General features: G+C 60.1%; 16 protein-coding genes. 4 read left to right on the top strand and 12 right to left on the bottom strand.

What is annotated here, in order from left to right; translation table 11 throughout:
- The first annotated feature begins 49 nt into the window (after positions 1-49).
- Positions 50-1,462 (top strand): tetratricopeptide repeat protein, encoded by a 1,413-nt coding sequence (locus tag RLW55_RS10780; protein WP_423414170.1) that lies wholly within the window; start codon positions 50-52, stop codon positions 1,460-1,462.
- 14 nt (positions 1,463-1,476) lie between these two features.
- Here the strand turns inward: RLW55_RS10780 and RLW55_RS10775 are convergent, their stop codons facing one another.
- The 9 genes from RLW55_RS10775 to RLW55_RS10735 all read right to left on the bottom strand — a co-directional run bounded on the left by RLW55_RS10775 (position 1,477) and on the right by RLW55_RS10735 (position 11,290).
- Complete coding sequence (locus RLW55_RS10775; RefSeq protein WP_423414169.1) at positions 1,477-2,253, bottom strand: glycosyltransferase family 2 protein; 777 nt, start codon at positions 2,251-2,253, stop codon at positions 1,477-1,479.
- A gap of 7 nt (positions 2,254-2,260) precedes the next feature.
- Entirely contained in the window at positions 2,261-3,505 is a 1,245-nt protein-coding gene (locus RLW55_RS10770) for a class I SAM-dependent methyltransferase (protein ID WP_423414168.1), read from the bottom strand.
- Complete coding sequence (locus tag RLW55_RS10765; RefSeq protein WP_423414167.1) at positions 3,502-4,395, bottom strand: NAD-dependent epimerase/dehydratase family protein; 894 nt, start codon at positions 4,393-4,395, stop codon at positions 3,502-3,504. The genes RLW55_RS10770 and RLW55_RS10765 overlap by 4 nt, the downstream gene beginning before the upstream one ends.
- A gap of 87 nt (positions 4,396-4,482) precedes the next feature.
- Positions 4,483-5,400: a LysR substrate-binding domain-containing protein gene (locus tag RLW55_RS10760; protein WP_409560806.1), complete on the bottom strand. Its 918-nt coding sequence runs from the start codon at positions 5,398-5,400 to the stop codon at positions 4,483-4,485.
- A gap of 18 nt (positions 5,401-5,418) precedes the next feature.
- Positions 5,419-6,516 carry a YeiH family protein gene (locus RLW55_RS10755; RefSeq protein WP_423414166.1) on the bottom strand — a complete coding sequence of 366 codons (1,098 nt, stop codon included), beginning with the start codon at positions 6,514-6,516 and terminating at the stop codon, positions 5,419-5,421.
- Between the two features lie 176 nt (positions 6,517-6,692).
- A complete protein-coding gene (locus RLW55_RS10750; RefSeq protein ID WP_423414165.1) occupies positions 6,693-7,703 on the bottom strand; it encodes a cation diffusion facilitator family transporter in 1,011 nt (336 codons plus the stop codon).
- Between the two features lie 128 nt (positions 7,704-7,831).
- Positions 7,832-9,241 (bottom strand): hypothetical protein, encoded by a 1,410-nt coding sequence (locus RLW55_RS10745; protein ID WP_423414164.1) that lies wholly within the window; start codon positions 9,239-9,241, stop codon positions 7,832-7,834.
- 125 nt (positions 9,242-9,366) lie between these two features.
- A complete protein-coding gene (locus RLW55_RS10740; protein ID WP_423414163.1) occupies positions 9,367-10,254 on the bottom strand; it encodes a DUF1134 domain-containing protein in 888 nt (295 codons plus the stop codon).
- Positions 10,255-10,408: 154 nt separating this feature from the next.
- Entirely contained in the window at positions 10,409-11,290 is an 882-nt protein-coding gene (locus RLW55_RS10735; protein WP_423414162.1) for a 3'(2'),5'-bisphosphate nucleotidase CysQ family protein, read from the bottom strand.
- A gap of 249 nt (positions 11,291-11,539) precedes the next feature.
- Here RLW55_RS10735 and RLW55_RS10730 point away from each other — a divergent pair, with 249 nt between their 5' ends.
- Both RLW55_RS10730 and RLW55_RS10725 read left to right on the top strand, forming a co-directional pair.
- Positions 11,540-12,190, top strand: a complete 651-nt coding sequence (locus tag RLW55_RS10730; protein WP_029671082.1) for a histidine phosphotransferase family protein — start codon at positions 11,540-11,542, stop codon at positions 12,188-12,190.
- 151 nt (positions 12,191-12,341) lie between these two features.
- Positions 12,342-12,710 (top strand): response regulator, encoded by a 369-nt coding sequence (locus RLW55_RS10725; protein ID WP_423414161.1) that lies wholly within the window; start codon positions 12,342-12,344, stop codon positions 12,708-12,710.
- Between the two features lie 42 nt (positions 12,711-12,752).
- Here the strand turns inward: RLW55_RS10725 and RLW55_RS10720 are convergent, their stop codons facing one another.
- Positions 12,753-13,430, bottom strand: a complete 678-nt coding sequence (locus RLW55_RS10720; RefSeq protein WP_409560812.1) for a hypothetical protein — start codon at positions 13,428-13,430, stop codon at positions 12,753-12,755.
- 201 nt (positions 13,431-13,631) lie between these two features.
- Positions 13,632-13,925 (bottom strand): hypothetical protein, encoded by a 294-nt coding sequence (locus RLW55_RS10715; protein WP_013948786.1) that lies wholly within the window; start codon positions 13,923-13,925, stop codon positions 13,632-13,634.
- Between the two features lie 286 nt (positions 13,926-14,211).
- Between RLW55_RS10715 and RLW55_RS10710 the strand changes: the two genes are divergently transcribed.
- Positions 14,212-14,496 (top strand): hypothetical protein, encoded by a 285-nt coding sequence (locus RLW55_RS10710; RefSeq protein ID WP_409560813.1) that lies wholly within the window; start codon positions 14,212-14,214, stop codon positions 14,494-14,496.
- A 231-nt stretch (positions 14,497-14,727) separates the two neighbouring features.
- Here RLW55_RS10710 and RLW55_RS10705 read toward each other — a convergent pair whose 3' ends face one another.
- A complete protein-coding gene (locus tag RLW55_RS10705) occupies positions 14,728-14,943 on the bottom strand; it encodes a cold-shock protein (protein ID WP_013948788.1) in 216 nt (71 codons plus the stop codon).
- Positions 14,944-14,993: the final 50 nt, after the last annotated feature.

Raw genomic sequence — 14,993 nt, 5'->3', positions numbered from 1 at the left:
CCGCACCAGCGTCCGGCTTCTGATCGTTTGCGCCGTTTCGGAGATCTCGATGGCAATGAACCAACAGTGGCCCTCGCTTGCTGATCTTCCGGACGAGACTGAGATTGCATCCGAAACGACGGCCGCCTTCGATCCAGAAACCGCTTCCGTGTCGGAGCTGTTGTTTGCTGGGTTGCGGATTGCCCGGTCGGGCGGCTTCGACGACGCTGCGGAAATTTTCGCGAAGGCTATCCTAAAGGATCCGGAATCGGCCGAGGCCTACGAAGCGCTGGCGACGGTCCTCGTCCCGCTCGGCAAGATCGAGTTTGCCAGCCGTGCCAAGGCGAAGGCGATCAGCCTTGGCTATAATTCTGCCCAGTCGTGGGACATGCTCGGCGAAATGCTGGTGAGCCTTCGCAAGTTCGACGACGCGGCGGACGCCTTTAAGACGGCGCTCGACCTCGAGCCCACATCAACGGAATTGGAATACAAGCTCGAAGCGGCCCGGGTTCGCGGGTTGCGCTCGAAGGCTTTGGGAACCGCTTCCCACTCGAAGGCCGAGGCGGATATTTTCGGATCCGAGTTCCTGAGCGCCGATCCTGTTCCGCCTGCGTGGCAATCGGTCAGCATTGTCACCATCGTTCCCGCGGGCAACCCGCACTCGGCCGCATTCGATGATCTTGTGCTGGGTTTCGAAAGCGCGCTTCGGGCTTTGGGCGTTTCAGTGAGCCGAAGGATCAATTCTTTCGCTGAGACCGGCATCAACATTCTGTTCGGCGCCCATCTGCTCGCTTCGCAAGATGAGGCCGACAGCGTTCCGGCGAACACCGTCGTCGTCAATCTCGAACAGGTGACGGGTTTCGACGTTAAAGGACGGCCCGCTTATTTCAGCCTTCTGAAGCGGCTGGCCATCTGGGATTATAGCGTCCGCAACATCGTTGAACTTCGGCGTTTGACGCAGAACCCGCTGATTCGCCATTTCAGCGTCGGATACGTTCCGGAGATGACGCGCCGCATTCCGTCATTTGAACAGCCGGTCGACGTCCTGTTCTACGGCAGCACCAATCCACGCCGCATCGCGGTTCTGCAGGGGCTCGCAAAGGCCGGGCTCAACGTCAAGCATATGTTCAGCGTGTACGGCAGCGAGCGCGATCAGGCGATTGCGGAAGCCAAGGTCGTCCTCAACGTGCACTTCTATGAGGACAGCATTCACGAGATCGTCCGCACGTCATATCTGCTTGCCAACAGCAAGGCCGTCGTCTCCGAGTGCGGACCGAAAACCGAAATTGACGAAGACATCCGACATTCGATGTTCGCCGTGCCTTATGAAGATCTCGTGCAGGCTTGCGTTATGCTCGTGCGCGACGAGTCGCGGCGGCGCGAGTTGGAGCGTCAGGCGTTCGCGACGTTCGTCAGGCGCGATCAGGTGAAAATCCTGCGCGACACCATCGCAGCCACGGTGCTTCCGGAAGCGACTGTCTGAAGGTGGATGGATCGTCAGGCCGCGCTATGCAGCGCGGTACTCAGCGGCGCGAGCTTGGCCCAACGGCCGTCAAGCTCAGCGATATCGGCTTGATGCTGAGCGCCGAAGCCGTTCTTTACATCGAATGAATCGCGCTTCGTCGAGATCTGCAGCTTGCGCGCCTTGAATGCGTTCGACCAAGGGCTGAAACCATACCAGCGGATCGAGGCCAGGTCGCGGCTGCCGTTGCATTGGCGCGGGAGATGCGAACTGTGCCTACCCGGCGTGTAGGCGCCGATGGCATAGCGATGATAAAGCCTGCTGCGCGTCGGAAATGTGAGTCCGGGAATGGCGAGGCGCTTGAAGTCCATCTCGTCTTCCCAGATGCCCGTCGCCTTCTGGTCGACCAGCGGCTTATCGGGGTCCGGAGGATTATCGGGATCGGTATCGACCATGACGGCGCCCGGCAGGCGTGCGCCGACAAGATCGTGCTGCAGCATCAGGCGTTCCATTTTCGCGAGCCCGGGCGCCACGAAAAATTCCGTGGTGTTGAGCGCAAGCTTCCAAGCGTCGGGAAAACGCTGCTCGTGCTTCATGACCTCGAAATCGCAAAGAAGTGCAGCGAACGTCGCGTTTTCCGAGGGGACGATTTCCCAATGCGGCACGAGCTCACGGCAGATTTCGACGGAGGCGTCCGTCGAATGATAATCGATCAGCACGCCATGATCGAAGATTTCGCGGTGATGGCGAAGCCACCACGGCAGCAGATAGGCCTCATTGAAGAAGTGAGAAATGACGACCCTTTGTGCCATCGCGGCGCTATCCGATTTCCGTGAGCGTGGGGAAGTAAATGATAAATTTCGGTGTCGTGGGGCCGCTGACGTTGCGAATTTTCCGCATCAATTCGTCGGCGAAGTTCCAGGCCCCGATGAGGAACGTCGTATCGGTTGCCATCGCGCCTGCGTTCTGCAACGGCTCGATCGGCCGGGACGTTCCGGGAATTGTAAGCCCGACTTTCAGCGCGGCTTCGTCGAGATAGACATCGGGCTCGATGCCGGCGGCGCGAATGAAGGTCAAAGCTTTCGCGGCAACGCCGACCAGCGCGATCTTGCGGCCGGACGCGCGATGGCGTGCGACGGCTTCGGCGGCCGATTGCATTGCGCCTTTCGCGCCGTCGGCGAACTTTGCATAGGCCGCATCAGCCTCGGAGAGTGTAAGTTCGGGCAGAAGGAAGGGCGGCGTCGGAGATGGCCACATCACACTGAATGGCGCGCTTTCTTCAAACGCGAACGATTCTACATCCTCATCGGCGCGGCGCAGAAACGAAAGCAGGCTTGTACCGTGAACGGACGTCAGCCGTGATGCCTCGACTCGCAGGCCGCTCTTTTCCGCAAGCCGCGCCATCGACGCGACCGTGTAGAACGAATAGTGCTCGTGATAGACGGTGTCGAACTCACCGTTGGCGATCATCATTGCCTGACTGGTCTGAATGATCGCGACGCCACCCGGCGCGAGACACTCGCGCACGCCCTTCATGAAGGTCGACGGATCGGGCGTGTGCGCGGCGACGTTCATCGCTATGATGACGTCAAATAGCCCTTCGGGCCTCGCCGCCGGAAAGAAACCGGTAACGACCTTTCGTCCCGCAGCGATCGCAACCTTGTTGAGATTTTCCGCTGGGTCGACGCCAATGGCTTCAAAACCGCGGGATTCCAGAATGCCGAGCAAGCTGCCGTCGTTGGACGCGATGTCGAGCACGCGTGCACCCGGTTTGCAGGCGCGCCGCAGGGTGTCGGAGAACCACTCGAAATAGGCCTTGAGCGTTCCACTCGTGCCGCTGGCGTAGAGATAGTGCTTAAAGAGCTTGGCGGGATCGACGAAATACGTCAGCTGGCCGTGCGTGCATGACGGGCAGTTCGCAAATCCGAGCGGAAATGCCTCGTAGGCGTCACCGGGCTTTTCGAGAAGCAGATTCGCCGGCGGCTGCACGTCGAGATCGAGCAATGGCGTTACGTCGCTTCCGCAAACGATGCAGGAGCGTTGGGGTTCGCAGATTGCACTCATGATGCCGCTTGCAGCTCGGGACGGAAATGTTCGCGGAAACGCGCGCAGCGCTCTGCGATGGTCATCGGACGGGGGGCGCCGCACAGGGATTGAATGTGTGCGCAGTTCATCTGGAAAGAATACGTCACGGAGTTGCCGTTATCGACAACGGGCACGCCATGGAACGCGCCGATTTGCTCGGCCAGATCGCCGATGCCGATATTGAGCGAGCCGGTATTGAGGATCGGCGGCAGGGTGTCTGACAGCTCGATCAGGCGCAGAACGTAGTGCGCGAGGTCCTCCAGGAAGAGGATATTGCGATAGGACTGGCGGTTGCGGACCTGCACGAAACCATCGCGCATGGCTGCGATGTTCATGGCGTTAAAGATCAATTCGCCGCGCAAATAAGGGCTCGCACCGCAAACCGTACCAAGACGAAGGCCGGTGATGGCGTTGGCGAAGCAGCGGGCGAGCGCGTCCATCGAGATCTTGGAGCAATCATAGGGATTGACCGGATCGAGACGCGTCTCCGTTTCATCGAGCGGGGATGGCGGCGTGCCGTCCTCGGCCTGCATCACGGAATAAACGCTTGCGGTGCTTGCATAGATCAGCCGGGCGTTGAGCTGCTTGCGGCGGGCAAAATGGAGCAGATCGAGACAGTTGTTTGCAAGTGCGCCGTCCGGATCGCGCAAGGACATCGGCACGCTGGAATGACCTGCGAACCAAAGGATCACGCCGAAGTCAGCGAGATCGGCGATCGTCAGTTCCTGGTAGCGGCAGCGCATGGCGTTGCGGACACCGACAAGGCGGTCGACGTTCTGATCGCAGACAGAAACATCGTGACCGGCATTCGTCAGCGCAGAGAGGAGGAACGACCCCACATAGCCATGCCCCACGAGAAGAATTTTCATGGCCGCTCCCTACCGCCCGCCAAGCCTAGCAGTTCGATCTGTTTCTGCTTCGGCTTGCGCGTGGCTTGTGAGCCGGAACCGCCTCTCTCACACTGCTTTTTCGCGGCGGCGGACGGATGGCCTGCCTGTCGCTCCCATGAGTTCCAGAAGCGCCAGCTCGGCTTGGCTCGCGTAGCGCTCCTTGTGATGCAGAATGTAGAACGAGCGCTGTGGAAGCGGGAATTCGAGCGCCACGAGCTTGCCCGCGAGTAGCCCGGCCTCGGCGACAAGGTTAGAGATTGCGGTGGCACCGACGCCCGCTTCGACGGCCGCGCACACGGCTTCGTTCGACGGCAACTCAAGGACGACATTGAGATCCGCTGTCTCAACACTATGATCCTTGAGTGCGGTCTCGAATTCGCCACGGGTGCCAGATCCTTGCTCACGCATCACCCAGGTCATGGCTTTGATGTCGGCGGGTTCGAGTTTCTCCTTGCCGGCGAACGGATGGTTCGGGGAGACGACGATGACGAGCCGATCCCCCTCGACCGTCCGGACCGAAAGATGCGGATCGTCGATCGTTCCTTCGATAAAGCCGATGTCGGCGATGCCATCGTGCGTCGCAATCGCCACTTGCTGGGTATTACCTGCCTTGAGCTTCAGCTGAATTTCGGGATAACGCCGGTTGAAGATCGCGAGGAACGGCGGCAGCCAATAATTTACGATGGTCTGGCTGGCATAGATCGACAGCGAGCCGCGCTTCAACCCGGCGAGGTCGGCAAGCGCCTTTTCCGCAGTTGCCGCGCGCGCAAGGACGCCGCGAGCCTCGACGAGGAAGACGCGGCCGGCATCGGTCAATTCAATACGGCGGCCGATGCGGTCGAACAGCTTTACAGCGTAACGTTCTTCAAGGGTCGCAATGGCGGAACTGGCCGCCGACTGCGTGATGTTGATTTCGTGGGCGGCCTGCGTCACGTGCTGCTTTTCGGCGACGGCGACGAAAATGCGAAGTTGTTCAAGCGTCATGTCATCCTCGCGTTCTTCTCAAACGATTACCTTGATCAAGCCCAAGCTGAAACCGGCGATGAAGAGCGATGAAGCTGCACCGAGCAACAGCGGACGCAGTCCCTTGGCCTTGAGCTTCATGATGTCGGTTTCGAGCCCCATGGCGGCGAGCGACACGGAGAGCAGGAATGTCGTCACTGGCACGATGACGTGCTTCATGTCCGGAGGGATTACGACGAGGCTGTTTAAGCCGACGAGCGCGATGAAGCCGACGAGGAACCAGGGCATCGGCGCCTTGCCGGAGACGTTCGCCGCGCCGTGATGATGGTGGGGCTGCTGGCGACGTACCGTCGTTAATCCGAGCGTAATGACAACAGGCGCCAGCAGCATCACGCGACTGAGCTTGGCGATCGTGCCGTATTCGCCCGATGCCTGACCGTCCTGAAACGATGCAGCGACGACCTGCGCGATCTCGTGGATCGATGCACCGGCCCAGAGACCGAAAGCCTGCGGATCAAGATGGAAGATTGCCGGGAACAGCGGATACGTGAACATGGCAATCGAGCCGAAGATGGTCACGCACGCAACGGCATAGGCGACGTCTTCGTCGTGTCCCTTCGTCACCGTGTTGGTGGCGATGACGGCGGATGCGCCGCAGATCGACGTCCCGGCGGCGATGAGCTGCGTCAGCTTACGATCAACGCCCACCATGTGACCCAGCCAGGTTGTAAAGGCGAAGGTGGCAACGAGCGTCGCGACGATAACGGCAAATCCGATCGGTCCGACTTCGACGATCTGTTGTGCGGTCAGCTGGAAGCCCAGCAGGATGATGGCGAAGCGCAGGATGCGGCGGAGCGAGAACGTCACGCCTTCTTTGGCGCGGCGCGGGGTGCCGACGATATTGTGGAATGCGATGCCGATGATGATCGAAAGGATCATCGGGCTGAATGTGCCGACACCGGGGAGCTCGCGGAGACAGTATGCGAAGCCTGCTATCGTCGCGGTGAGAAAAAGACCGGGCCATACGCCTTGCGTGTAAATCGCGTGAAATGCCGGCTTCTTTCGAGGATGCCGGTTTTCTATCGAGGGAGCTTCTGTTGAAGCGACGGTAACGTCAGCTTGGATGGCGGGCGGCATGATTTTCTCCTTCCGAAATCTGCCGCAGCATGACGTTCTCCTTTAAGCCATTCCAACGCAAAGCCCCGCTGGTTTCAATCGATTTTCTTTATTGATCGGTCGGCAATATATCGCCTCGCCCACTAAAAATAAGGGGGCGATGCGATCATTATGCAATTTTAGGCTGTAATTGGCCCTTAATGGCCGTGGGGCATCGGTTCGAGTGCTGGCGCGCAGCCATGACCCAGACCGCAAGGTGCATCGGCGCTGACCTCAAACTGCAGCGTCGAATGGCGGATTTCGAATTCGTCGTGCAGCATCTTGGCGGCCGTCGCGATGAAGGCGTCACCTGGATGTCCACCGGGCATGACCAAATGGCAGGTGAGCGCAGTTTCCGTGGTGCTCATCGGCCAGATGTGCAGGTCGTGAATGCTCGCGACGCCCGGCAGCGCAGCGAGACGAGCCTGCACTTTACTGGGATCGATATTCACCGGAACGCCCTGCATTGCGAGGCGAATGGAATCGCGCAGCAGGCCCCATGTGCCCCAAACGATGATACCGCCGACGACGAGACTGACGAGCGGGTCGAGCCAGTCCCACCCGGTAAGCAGCACCGCGATGCCGACCAGGACGACGCCGAACGAGACGGCAGTGTCGGCGACCATGTGTAGATAAGCGCCGCGGATATTCACATCACGCTCGCGGCCGGACATGAACAGCCACGCTGTAAAGCCGTTGATCAGAATGCCAATCGACGCGACGATGATCATGGTGCTGCCGACGACGGGCGCCGGTTCGATCAGACGTTGAACCGCTTCGAGGGCTATAGCGCCGACCGCAACAAGCAGGAGCACGGCGTTGGCGAGCGCGGCGAGAATAGTCGATGAACCGAAGCCGTAGGTGAAGTTGAAGGTCGCGCGGCGCTTGACGAGAATGCTGGCGCCCCAAGCCATCAGCAGTCCGAGCACGTCTCCCAGGTTATGTCCGGCATCGGCGACGAGCGCCATCGAGTTCGCCATGAAGCCTGCGATGACTTCAACAACGACGAACGCGATGTTCAACGCCGTCCCCAGCGCGAATGCGGGCCCGAAATCCTTCGGCGCGTGGCTGTGACCAAGCCCACCGTGACTGTGGCCATCATGGCTATGGCCCGCGTGGTCATGACCGCTGTGGTCGTGATCACCGTGCGCAGCGTGTGGGGTTGTCATGGTCTACCGCTCAGTCGAAATTCAAGCCTTGGAGGAGAACGTCCCCATCGTTGAAATGGGGTTTATAGACGGTGTCGCAATCCGGCGGCACTGGGCAATCGAATAGCGCCTATGCCGCGCCGCGGCGACTAACCCTTATCGACGCCGCTGATGCGCTCAAGCAGGCGGGGACGGCGGGGCGATGCGCCGTGCACACCCTGGGCGGGTTCCCCATCACTTGCGGGGAGTGGCGGCGGTCCGTCGAGATCCGCTTTCGGGACTTCCCCAGCGCCGTTTGAGGGCACCTTGAGGGCGCGTATCGGCGGTGATCCCTGGCGCGGCTCACGGGCGCTTTCGCTGGCGGCCGAGCCCTCGGTATCGTTGGCGGCGAGCTTCGGCGGTCGGGGCGCGGAAATGCGTTCGGCAAGCGATGGTCGAGGAAGCTCGGGCGGCGTCGCCTGAGCGCCATTTTCTCCAGCCGGACCGACGCGCCGCATCTCTTCATGGAAGCGGATGGCTTGCCGCGACAGGCGCTCCTGCCCGGCGGCAATTTCGGCGCGAAGCTCGATGATGACCTGGCGCTGGTGGTCGATCTCGGCTTGCAGCGCGCCCATGTCCGCCTTCTGGGCGAAGTCGGCCGGCGGATGCTCACGATCCTCATAGGCCTGCAGCATCGCCTTCAATTTGGCGATCTCGGTGGACTTCGCGTCGCTTGCGACCTGAATATCGGCGATGCGGTCTTCGAGGGCCATGCGCTCCGCGTCGTCGCCATCGAGGCCCGATTTGATCCCGTTGAGTTCGGCTTCGGTTTTCGCCAGGGCCAGCATGAGGCGCTTGATCTCGGCGCTCTGCTCGCTGTTCGACGCCATTTTCCCGGCGGCCTGCAGACGCTCGATCATGGCGGCCTGTTCGCGGCTTTTTTCACGCAAAGCCTCAAGCTCGGTGCGCAGGGCGACATTGGCGTCAGCGGCTGCGCCTTTCACGCTGTCGCGATTGCGAACGGCGCGGGTATCAAGCGTGGTGCGCAACTGCGCGATTTCGCGTTCGCGCTGCTTGTTGAGCTGGGATGCTTCTTCGAGAGCGGCCGCCTGCTTGGCGCCGGTGGCTGCGAGCGTCTTAATCTCGCGGTCGCGGGTTGCGAGCAGCTTGCGCGTCTCGGACAGGCGCTGCTCGACTTTCGGAAGGCGATCGAGAATCGCCTGCTCCAGCACACGCCGGGCGTTCTCGTGCTCCTCGACGCTCATTTTCTGATCGGCGATGGCTTCGGAAAGTTCCTGAATCTTGGCGTCGCGGCGATTGACCTCGACGCGCTGGCGGGCTGCCATCAGCCCGGCATCTTCCAGCTTCGACTCCAGGCGATGGACCTCCATCGCGAAATCGGCACGCAGGCGGTCCTTATCGGCGCGTATTTCTTCTTCGGTGAGGGGAAGCGTCCGCTTCAGGGCTTCGGCCGTAAAGCGCTCGATGCGCCGCCGGTAGGCCGGCAACAGGACAACGACAATCAGGGCCGCGACGAGAAAGCCCAACGTGACGAGCATCGCGGCATACAGATTGATCACGGATACTCGTCCTGAAATGAATAACTTCGCGGCCCCCGCCGCTCCAAACGTCCCTTAAGCGACAGAGAAACCCGGTTTTCTGCCTCCCTGCAATATTTTACTCGCGCCGCGTGCATTGCTTGCAATCAGAACGGGTTCCAAGTTGGATTTCTTGTATACTTCAAATAGCCGATATTCGCACCGAGTCGCAGCCCCACACCGGCCCGAATCGGCGCCAGTGTGACATGTCCGGCTTTCTGAAGTTGCACGCTTACACCGCCGACGAGATAAGCTGAGCCTTCGACGCCGCCAAAACGCTCGTAAATGTCGGAAGGATCGCGAAGGTTGTAGACGAGCGTCATGACCTTGGAGCCGTCACCGCCGAAATCGTAGCCGACCGACGGACCCTGCCAGTAAACTTTGAAGTTTCCGGCGTCCTTCGTGTAAAGCATACCTTCGCCGTACGCCAAGCCGCCGATGAACGCCCCGCCCGCATCCGAGCCGAGGATGTAGCCATTCGGCCGCCCCGCCTTCTGGAACGTCCATTCGATGGCCGACGCCAGACCGCCGCTGATGGAGCCAAAGAATTTATTGCCGGCGTGGATGATTTCGTCTTGCGAGTATGAATCGCGCGGCGGCCCGTCTCCGGGAGGCGGCCCCGAATTGTAGTCGCGACTCGCGCTCGGCGGCGTATAGGGCGCACCATAACCACCGGGATCGCTGTCCGGACCGCGCGCGCCGTTATAGGGTGGCGGTTGATAAGCCCCGCCTGAAGGGCCTGGCGGGGGAGCCTGATAGTTGCTCGGGTTGTTCCCTCGATAGCCATTATCGGGCTGATAGGCATCGCTGCCGCCTTGGCCGGAATAACCCTGGCCCGAATAAGTGTCCTCAGGCGGCCGATAAGCATCGTCGACGGCATTGGCGCTCGAACCGCCGAACGCCAGGCAAGCCAGCAACGCCAGACCCGGCACGCAGTTGCGAACCCGAAAAACGGCAGGTGCTATTCGCGAGATTCCCTCGAAGCCGAAACGCATCGGCGAGTTCCCTCTTCTCATTGCGTTCGAGATTGAACTGCGCCCCAAGCCATCTACGCGCGAACGCGCAGGCCACCCATGACCGAGGACCACTCGAATCCTAGGATACAGAATCGCGAGTATTCGTTGCTAAAGTATGGCTAATTCGCGTTGTCTATGCGCCTACGGAGGGCAATTCTGCAACGGCTCCGCGCCACAGCGGTTGGCGTGCCCAGGCGACGAAATGGGGATTACGGAACGCGCGATCATAATGGCCGTAGGTCAGCGGTGCGCCGTCAAGCGTCGTGACCGAGCCACCAGCGGCTTCGAGGATCGCCTGCCCGGCTGCCGTATCCCACTCACAGGTTTCGCCGAAGCGCGCATAAAGATCGCCCTCGCCGGCCGCGATCAGGCAGAACTTCATCGACGACCCGATCGGCTTGGCATCGTGAACTTTTAGCAGCGCCAACAGACCCGAGCTTGCCGCCCCCGCGCCGCGGCTGTTGAAGGCCACGAGTGCATTGGGATCGGGTTTTCGCGTTGTGAGCCGCTTGAAACGCAGGGCCGCGAACTGCACGTCGCCTGCGATCGGCATGTGGGCTTCGTACGCGCCGTCTGGGCGTGTCACAAACAGACGCTCGGACGGCGGCAGGTAGATCAAGCCAAACTTGGTTCTGCCGTCTTCGACGTAGCCGACATTGATCGAGAACTCGGGCTTGCGGCGAATGAAGAGGCGCGTTCCGTCGAGCGCATCCACGAGAAAGAAACGCCTGGCGTAATGGCAGACCTTGCCCGCGGCGATTTCTTCTTCCGCCACGACCGGCACCTCGGGTGCAATGCGTGCGAGCGCGGCAAGAATGATTGCCTCCGCCTCTTTGTCGGCAACGGTGACAGGCGTGCGGTCGGCTTTCTGCTCGAAACTGACGCCATTGTTGAAGTGCGCCATCTCAAGGCGCCCGGCTTCTCGAACCGCAGGAAGCAATGCCGCAATGAGAGCGTCGTAGTCTTTGACGTCGATCGGCACCATCGCGCGCTTCAAAACCTCAATCCGAATCATTTTGCGCGAGAGATGCTCGCGCCATCAATGCGATTATCGCGCCGCGGCTCAAACCGTGGCACGCAAGACTCATGTCTTCCATGAAAAACGGAGGTCAATGACCCCACCGGCTACAAGACTTGGCAACCGTTGTACGGCGCATGTATCAGAGCATAGGGCATTGTCGCAAGCGGCCACGTTGTATTCGCGTCGCGCTGTCGCGCTTAAACTGCCGCAACGTAGCGACACAATGATCACGACGAAGGACTAATGATGGACCAGCGCGTTCCGCCGACCGATCTTGAACTTGCAGCGCTGATTTCTAGCAAAATATGCCACGATATCATCAATCCGGTCGGTGCGATCGTCAACGGTTTGGAAATCCTTGACGAGGACGACGATCAGCAGGCGAAAAGCTATGCGATGACCGTGATCCGTAACGTGACGGAGCAAGCCTCCGCCCGGCTCGAATTCGCACGCTTCGCTTTTGGCGCCGCCGGCTCGGCAGGTAGCGTCATTGATTTGACGACGGCCGAGAAAATTTCTCGTGGGTTCGTGGGCATCACCCAAGGGAAACACAAGCTGACGTGGCGCGGCGCGCCTGGTCTGGTTCCCAAAGACAAGGTGAAGCTTCTTCTCAATCTCATTGCTTCGGCCGTCACGGCATTGCCGCGCGGCGGCGAGATCGACGTGTCGATCGGCGGGTCGTTCGAGCAGCCAACATTTCTCATTCGCTGTAAGGGCACCGGCGCGCGGCCGCCTCAGTATCTGACGGATTTCGTCGCCGGCAATCCGCTGGCGCTCGATGCCATCACCATCCAGGCCTACTACACGTGGCGAATCGCTCCGACCGCCGGGATGAAGCTCGAAATCCTGAAGGACGGCGCCGACATTCTGCTGGTGGCAAAACCCGCGAGCTGAGAGCGGCCCGACGTTCAGCTGCGTGACCGGATTCTGCCATACGTCTTAAGAGGCCCTTAACAGTTTAGAGGCATTTTTTGACGCATTCGTTTGAGTTTCCAGTTGCCCTGCTGCCGGTTGGGCAACGCCTCGCTTACGAGAAGCTCTTTACATGCAGCATTGCTTCGTCATCGACGATTCCGAAATTATCAGGAAATACACGCGCCTCATTTTCGAAAGCCTCGGCTTCCGCGTCAGTGAAGCCGATAGCGCCATCGCAGCGATGGAGCGGCTCAGATCGGAAACGCCGGATTATATTTTGCTCGACTGGCGGATGCCGGAGACCAACAGCATCGAACTGCTCGAAAAGATTCGAGCGCTGCCGCGTAGCGCGCGTCCGTACATTATCTACATGGTCACCGAAAACGATCCGCTCGAAATTCAGCGCGCGATTTCGCGTGGAGCAGATTCGTTCCTGCTGAAGCCGTACAACCGGCAAATTATCGAAATAAAGCTGCAAGAAATTCGCGCCGCAGCTTGATCCGCCACGGCGCGCTATCTGGTCGGTGCAGTGGTGCTGCGCTTACTGCGCGGCGTCGCCGCCTGCCGGCGCTTCCGGCGTCGGATAGCCCTCGCCACCACTCGTCTCCTTGACCGGCGCGACGTCGCCAGACTTGTGTGTCGTGTGCTTTGTCTCAGCGAGAGAGCCCGTCTCGACAGGCGATGTTGCCGAGGCCTCTTTGCTCCCGGCGGGCTTCTTCATTTTGCGAAAAATGAGCGACTTGGGATCAGGCACAGTCTGAGCGGCAGCCGTCTTGTGAACCGGAGCGGCTTCGGTGTGTACCGCAGCTTCCTTCACGGCCTTCTTCTTGGCGTGCTTTTCTTCCGACGCCGTTTCGTCGTTCTTCGCGGGCGCGACGTCTTCGGCCGACGTTTTCTCAGCGCCAGGAAGCTTCGAGCCGCCCCAGCAAACGGTGGCTTCGGCCGTGCAGGTGTGCTCGTCGAACACGATGAAGTTGAGGAACAGCTCGCAAGACACGCTCTTCTTGCCGGTGTGATAGTCCTTCACACCCTTCTCCGCCATTTTGTCGGAGATCAGTTTGTCGAGAAGGCTCTTGGCGTCGTTCGTCGGGCCATCCTTGCCGTAGTCATTCACCGAGAAGCCGTAGCGCTTGCATTCCGCGTTCGCGGACGCGGCGGAGGCAACGGCGATGGTTGCGGCCAAGCCAAATGCGGCAAAGATTTTGCCCGAGAAGCGCATAACGAAGTTCTCCCTCATAGCCCACCCTGGGATCAGGCTGCCTTTATATTGACAGCACAATGGCGGCACCAGGGCGAGTGGCGCATCGGCATCAGTTGACAGGATTCTGGTACTAGGCCGCGAAAGCCACAGATATGCGAAAGGCCGCGATACCGCGGCCCCTGGCTTGCAATCTTCCCAAACCGACAACCGTCAGGTTTTTTAGTGCATATACGGTGAGTTACCGCCGTAGAGGCTGCCGACGCCCGAGTCGAAGAAGAAGCTGTTATCGAACGGACCTGACGGCGTCTGATCGCGGAAGTCGGGCGGTCCGGGAGGTGCGCTTTTTGGCTTGCGTGGCCCACCGTACGTGTTCACCGACTCGGACTTGTCGTACGAGTATCCGCCCTTCTTGCGGCGGATCGAGTAGTTGTCCTCGGGGTCGGCAAAGGCCGGCGCGACCAACCCGATGAGGCATACGCCCGCAATCAAGGCTGAAATCAATCTCGACATCATGGTTTGGCCTTTCCGCCGCCGTTCACGTGGTCATCCTATATAGCGCAAAGTTACGAATATTTATCATTGCGCTGCCTCAAGAAAAGTTTTCCGGCCTTATTTCGGTACCGTATGTCACTTCTCGAACACGCATCCCCTGATACGCCGTGATGAACACTGGCCAAAGACGTCCTGTCGCAGGTCTTATGATACGATTCCCTTTGTGGGAACCCATCTGGGTGCGCAGCTTATCGATGCGGTAAACGCACGGCTCGCCGTTGTCCCACCTAGCTCGTGGAGACCTCACATGGAATATCTTCCGTTGCTTATCCAGCTCATCAGCGGTGCCGTTGGCGGCAACGTCGCTGGCAGCCTGATGAAAAATATCAGCCTCGGGACGCTCGGTAATTCCATTGCCGGGATCGTCGGCGGCGGCATCGGCGGCCAGATTCTCGAGCAGGTCTTTCATACGGCCGTGGCGGGCGGCGCGCTCGATCCCGTCTCGATCGTCACGCAAATCGTTGGCGGCGGCGTGGGTGGCGGCATCCTGATGGCGATCGTCGGGGCTCTCCGCGGCGCCATCGCGAAGTAACGCGTCGACCCATCTTCACATGCGGAAAGCTCGCCAGGCGAAGCCCGGCGAGCTTTTTGTTATCTATCGCTTTTATCGCGAAACGCTGCGAATCAGCCGTAAGCCGAATTGTTTTTGCTTGTTCTGGCGCCGCGGCCAAAGCGACGTGGAACGATCGACAAATGCAGGCACGACTCTCTCTATCGCCGCAACCGAAGGCCGCAGCGTGCGCAAGCTCGGCCGCGTAGAACGTCAGCCTGCGCGTTGCAGATCGACGGCTTTTGGTCCCTTGCCGCGTTTATCGGGTTCGGTCTCGAACGAAATTCGCATTCCCTCGTTGAGCTCGCCGATTCCCGATCGCTCGACAGCGGTGACGTGAACGAACACGTCGTTGCCACCGGCATCCGGCTTGATGAAGCCGTAGCCCTTCTGGGAATTGTAGAACTTTACGGTACCTGTCTGGCGCATGCATCGTCTCCTGGCAGCCCGGCCGACGAGTGAAGCAAAATAGCTTCGCA

It is taken from the genome of Hyphomicrobium sp. B1 (genome assembly GCF_049532635.1).
Lineage (GTDB): Bacteria > Pseudomonadota > Alphaproteobacteria > Rhizobiales > Hyphomicrobiaceae > Hyphomicrobium_B.
Note: the sequence above shows the minus strand (reverse complement) of the source record. Positions and strands in the feature narration are given on the sequence as shown.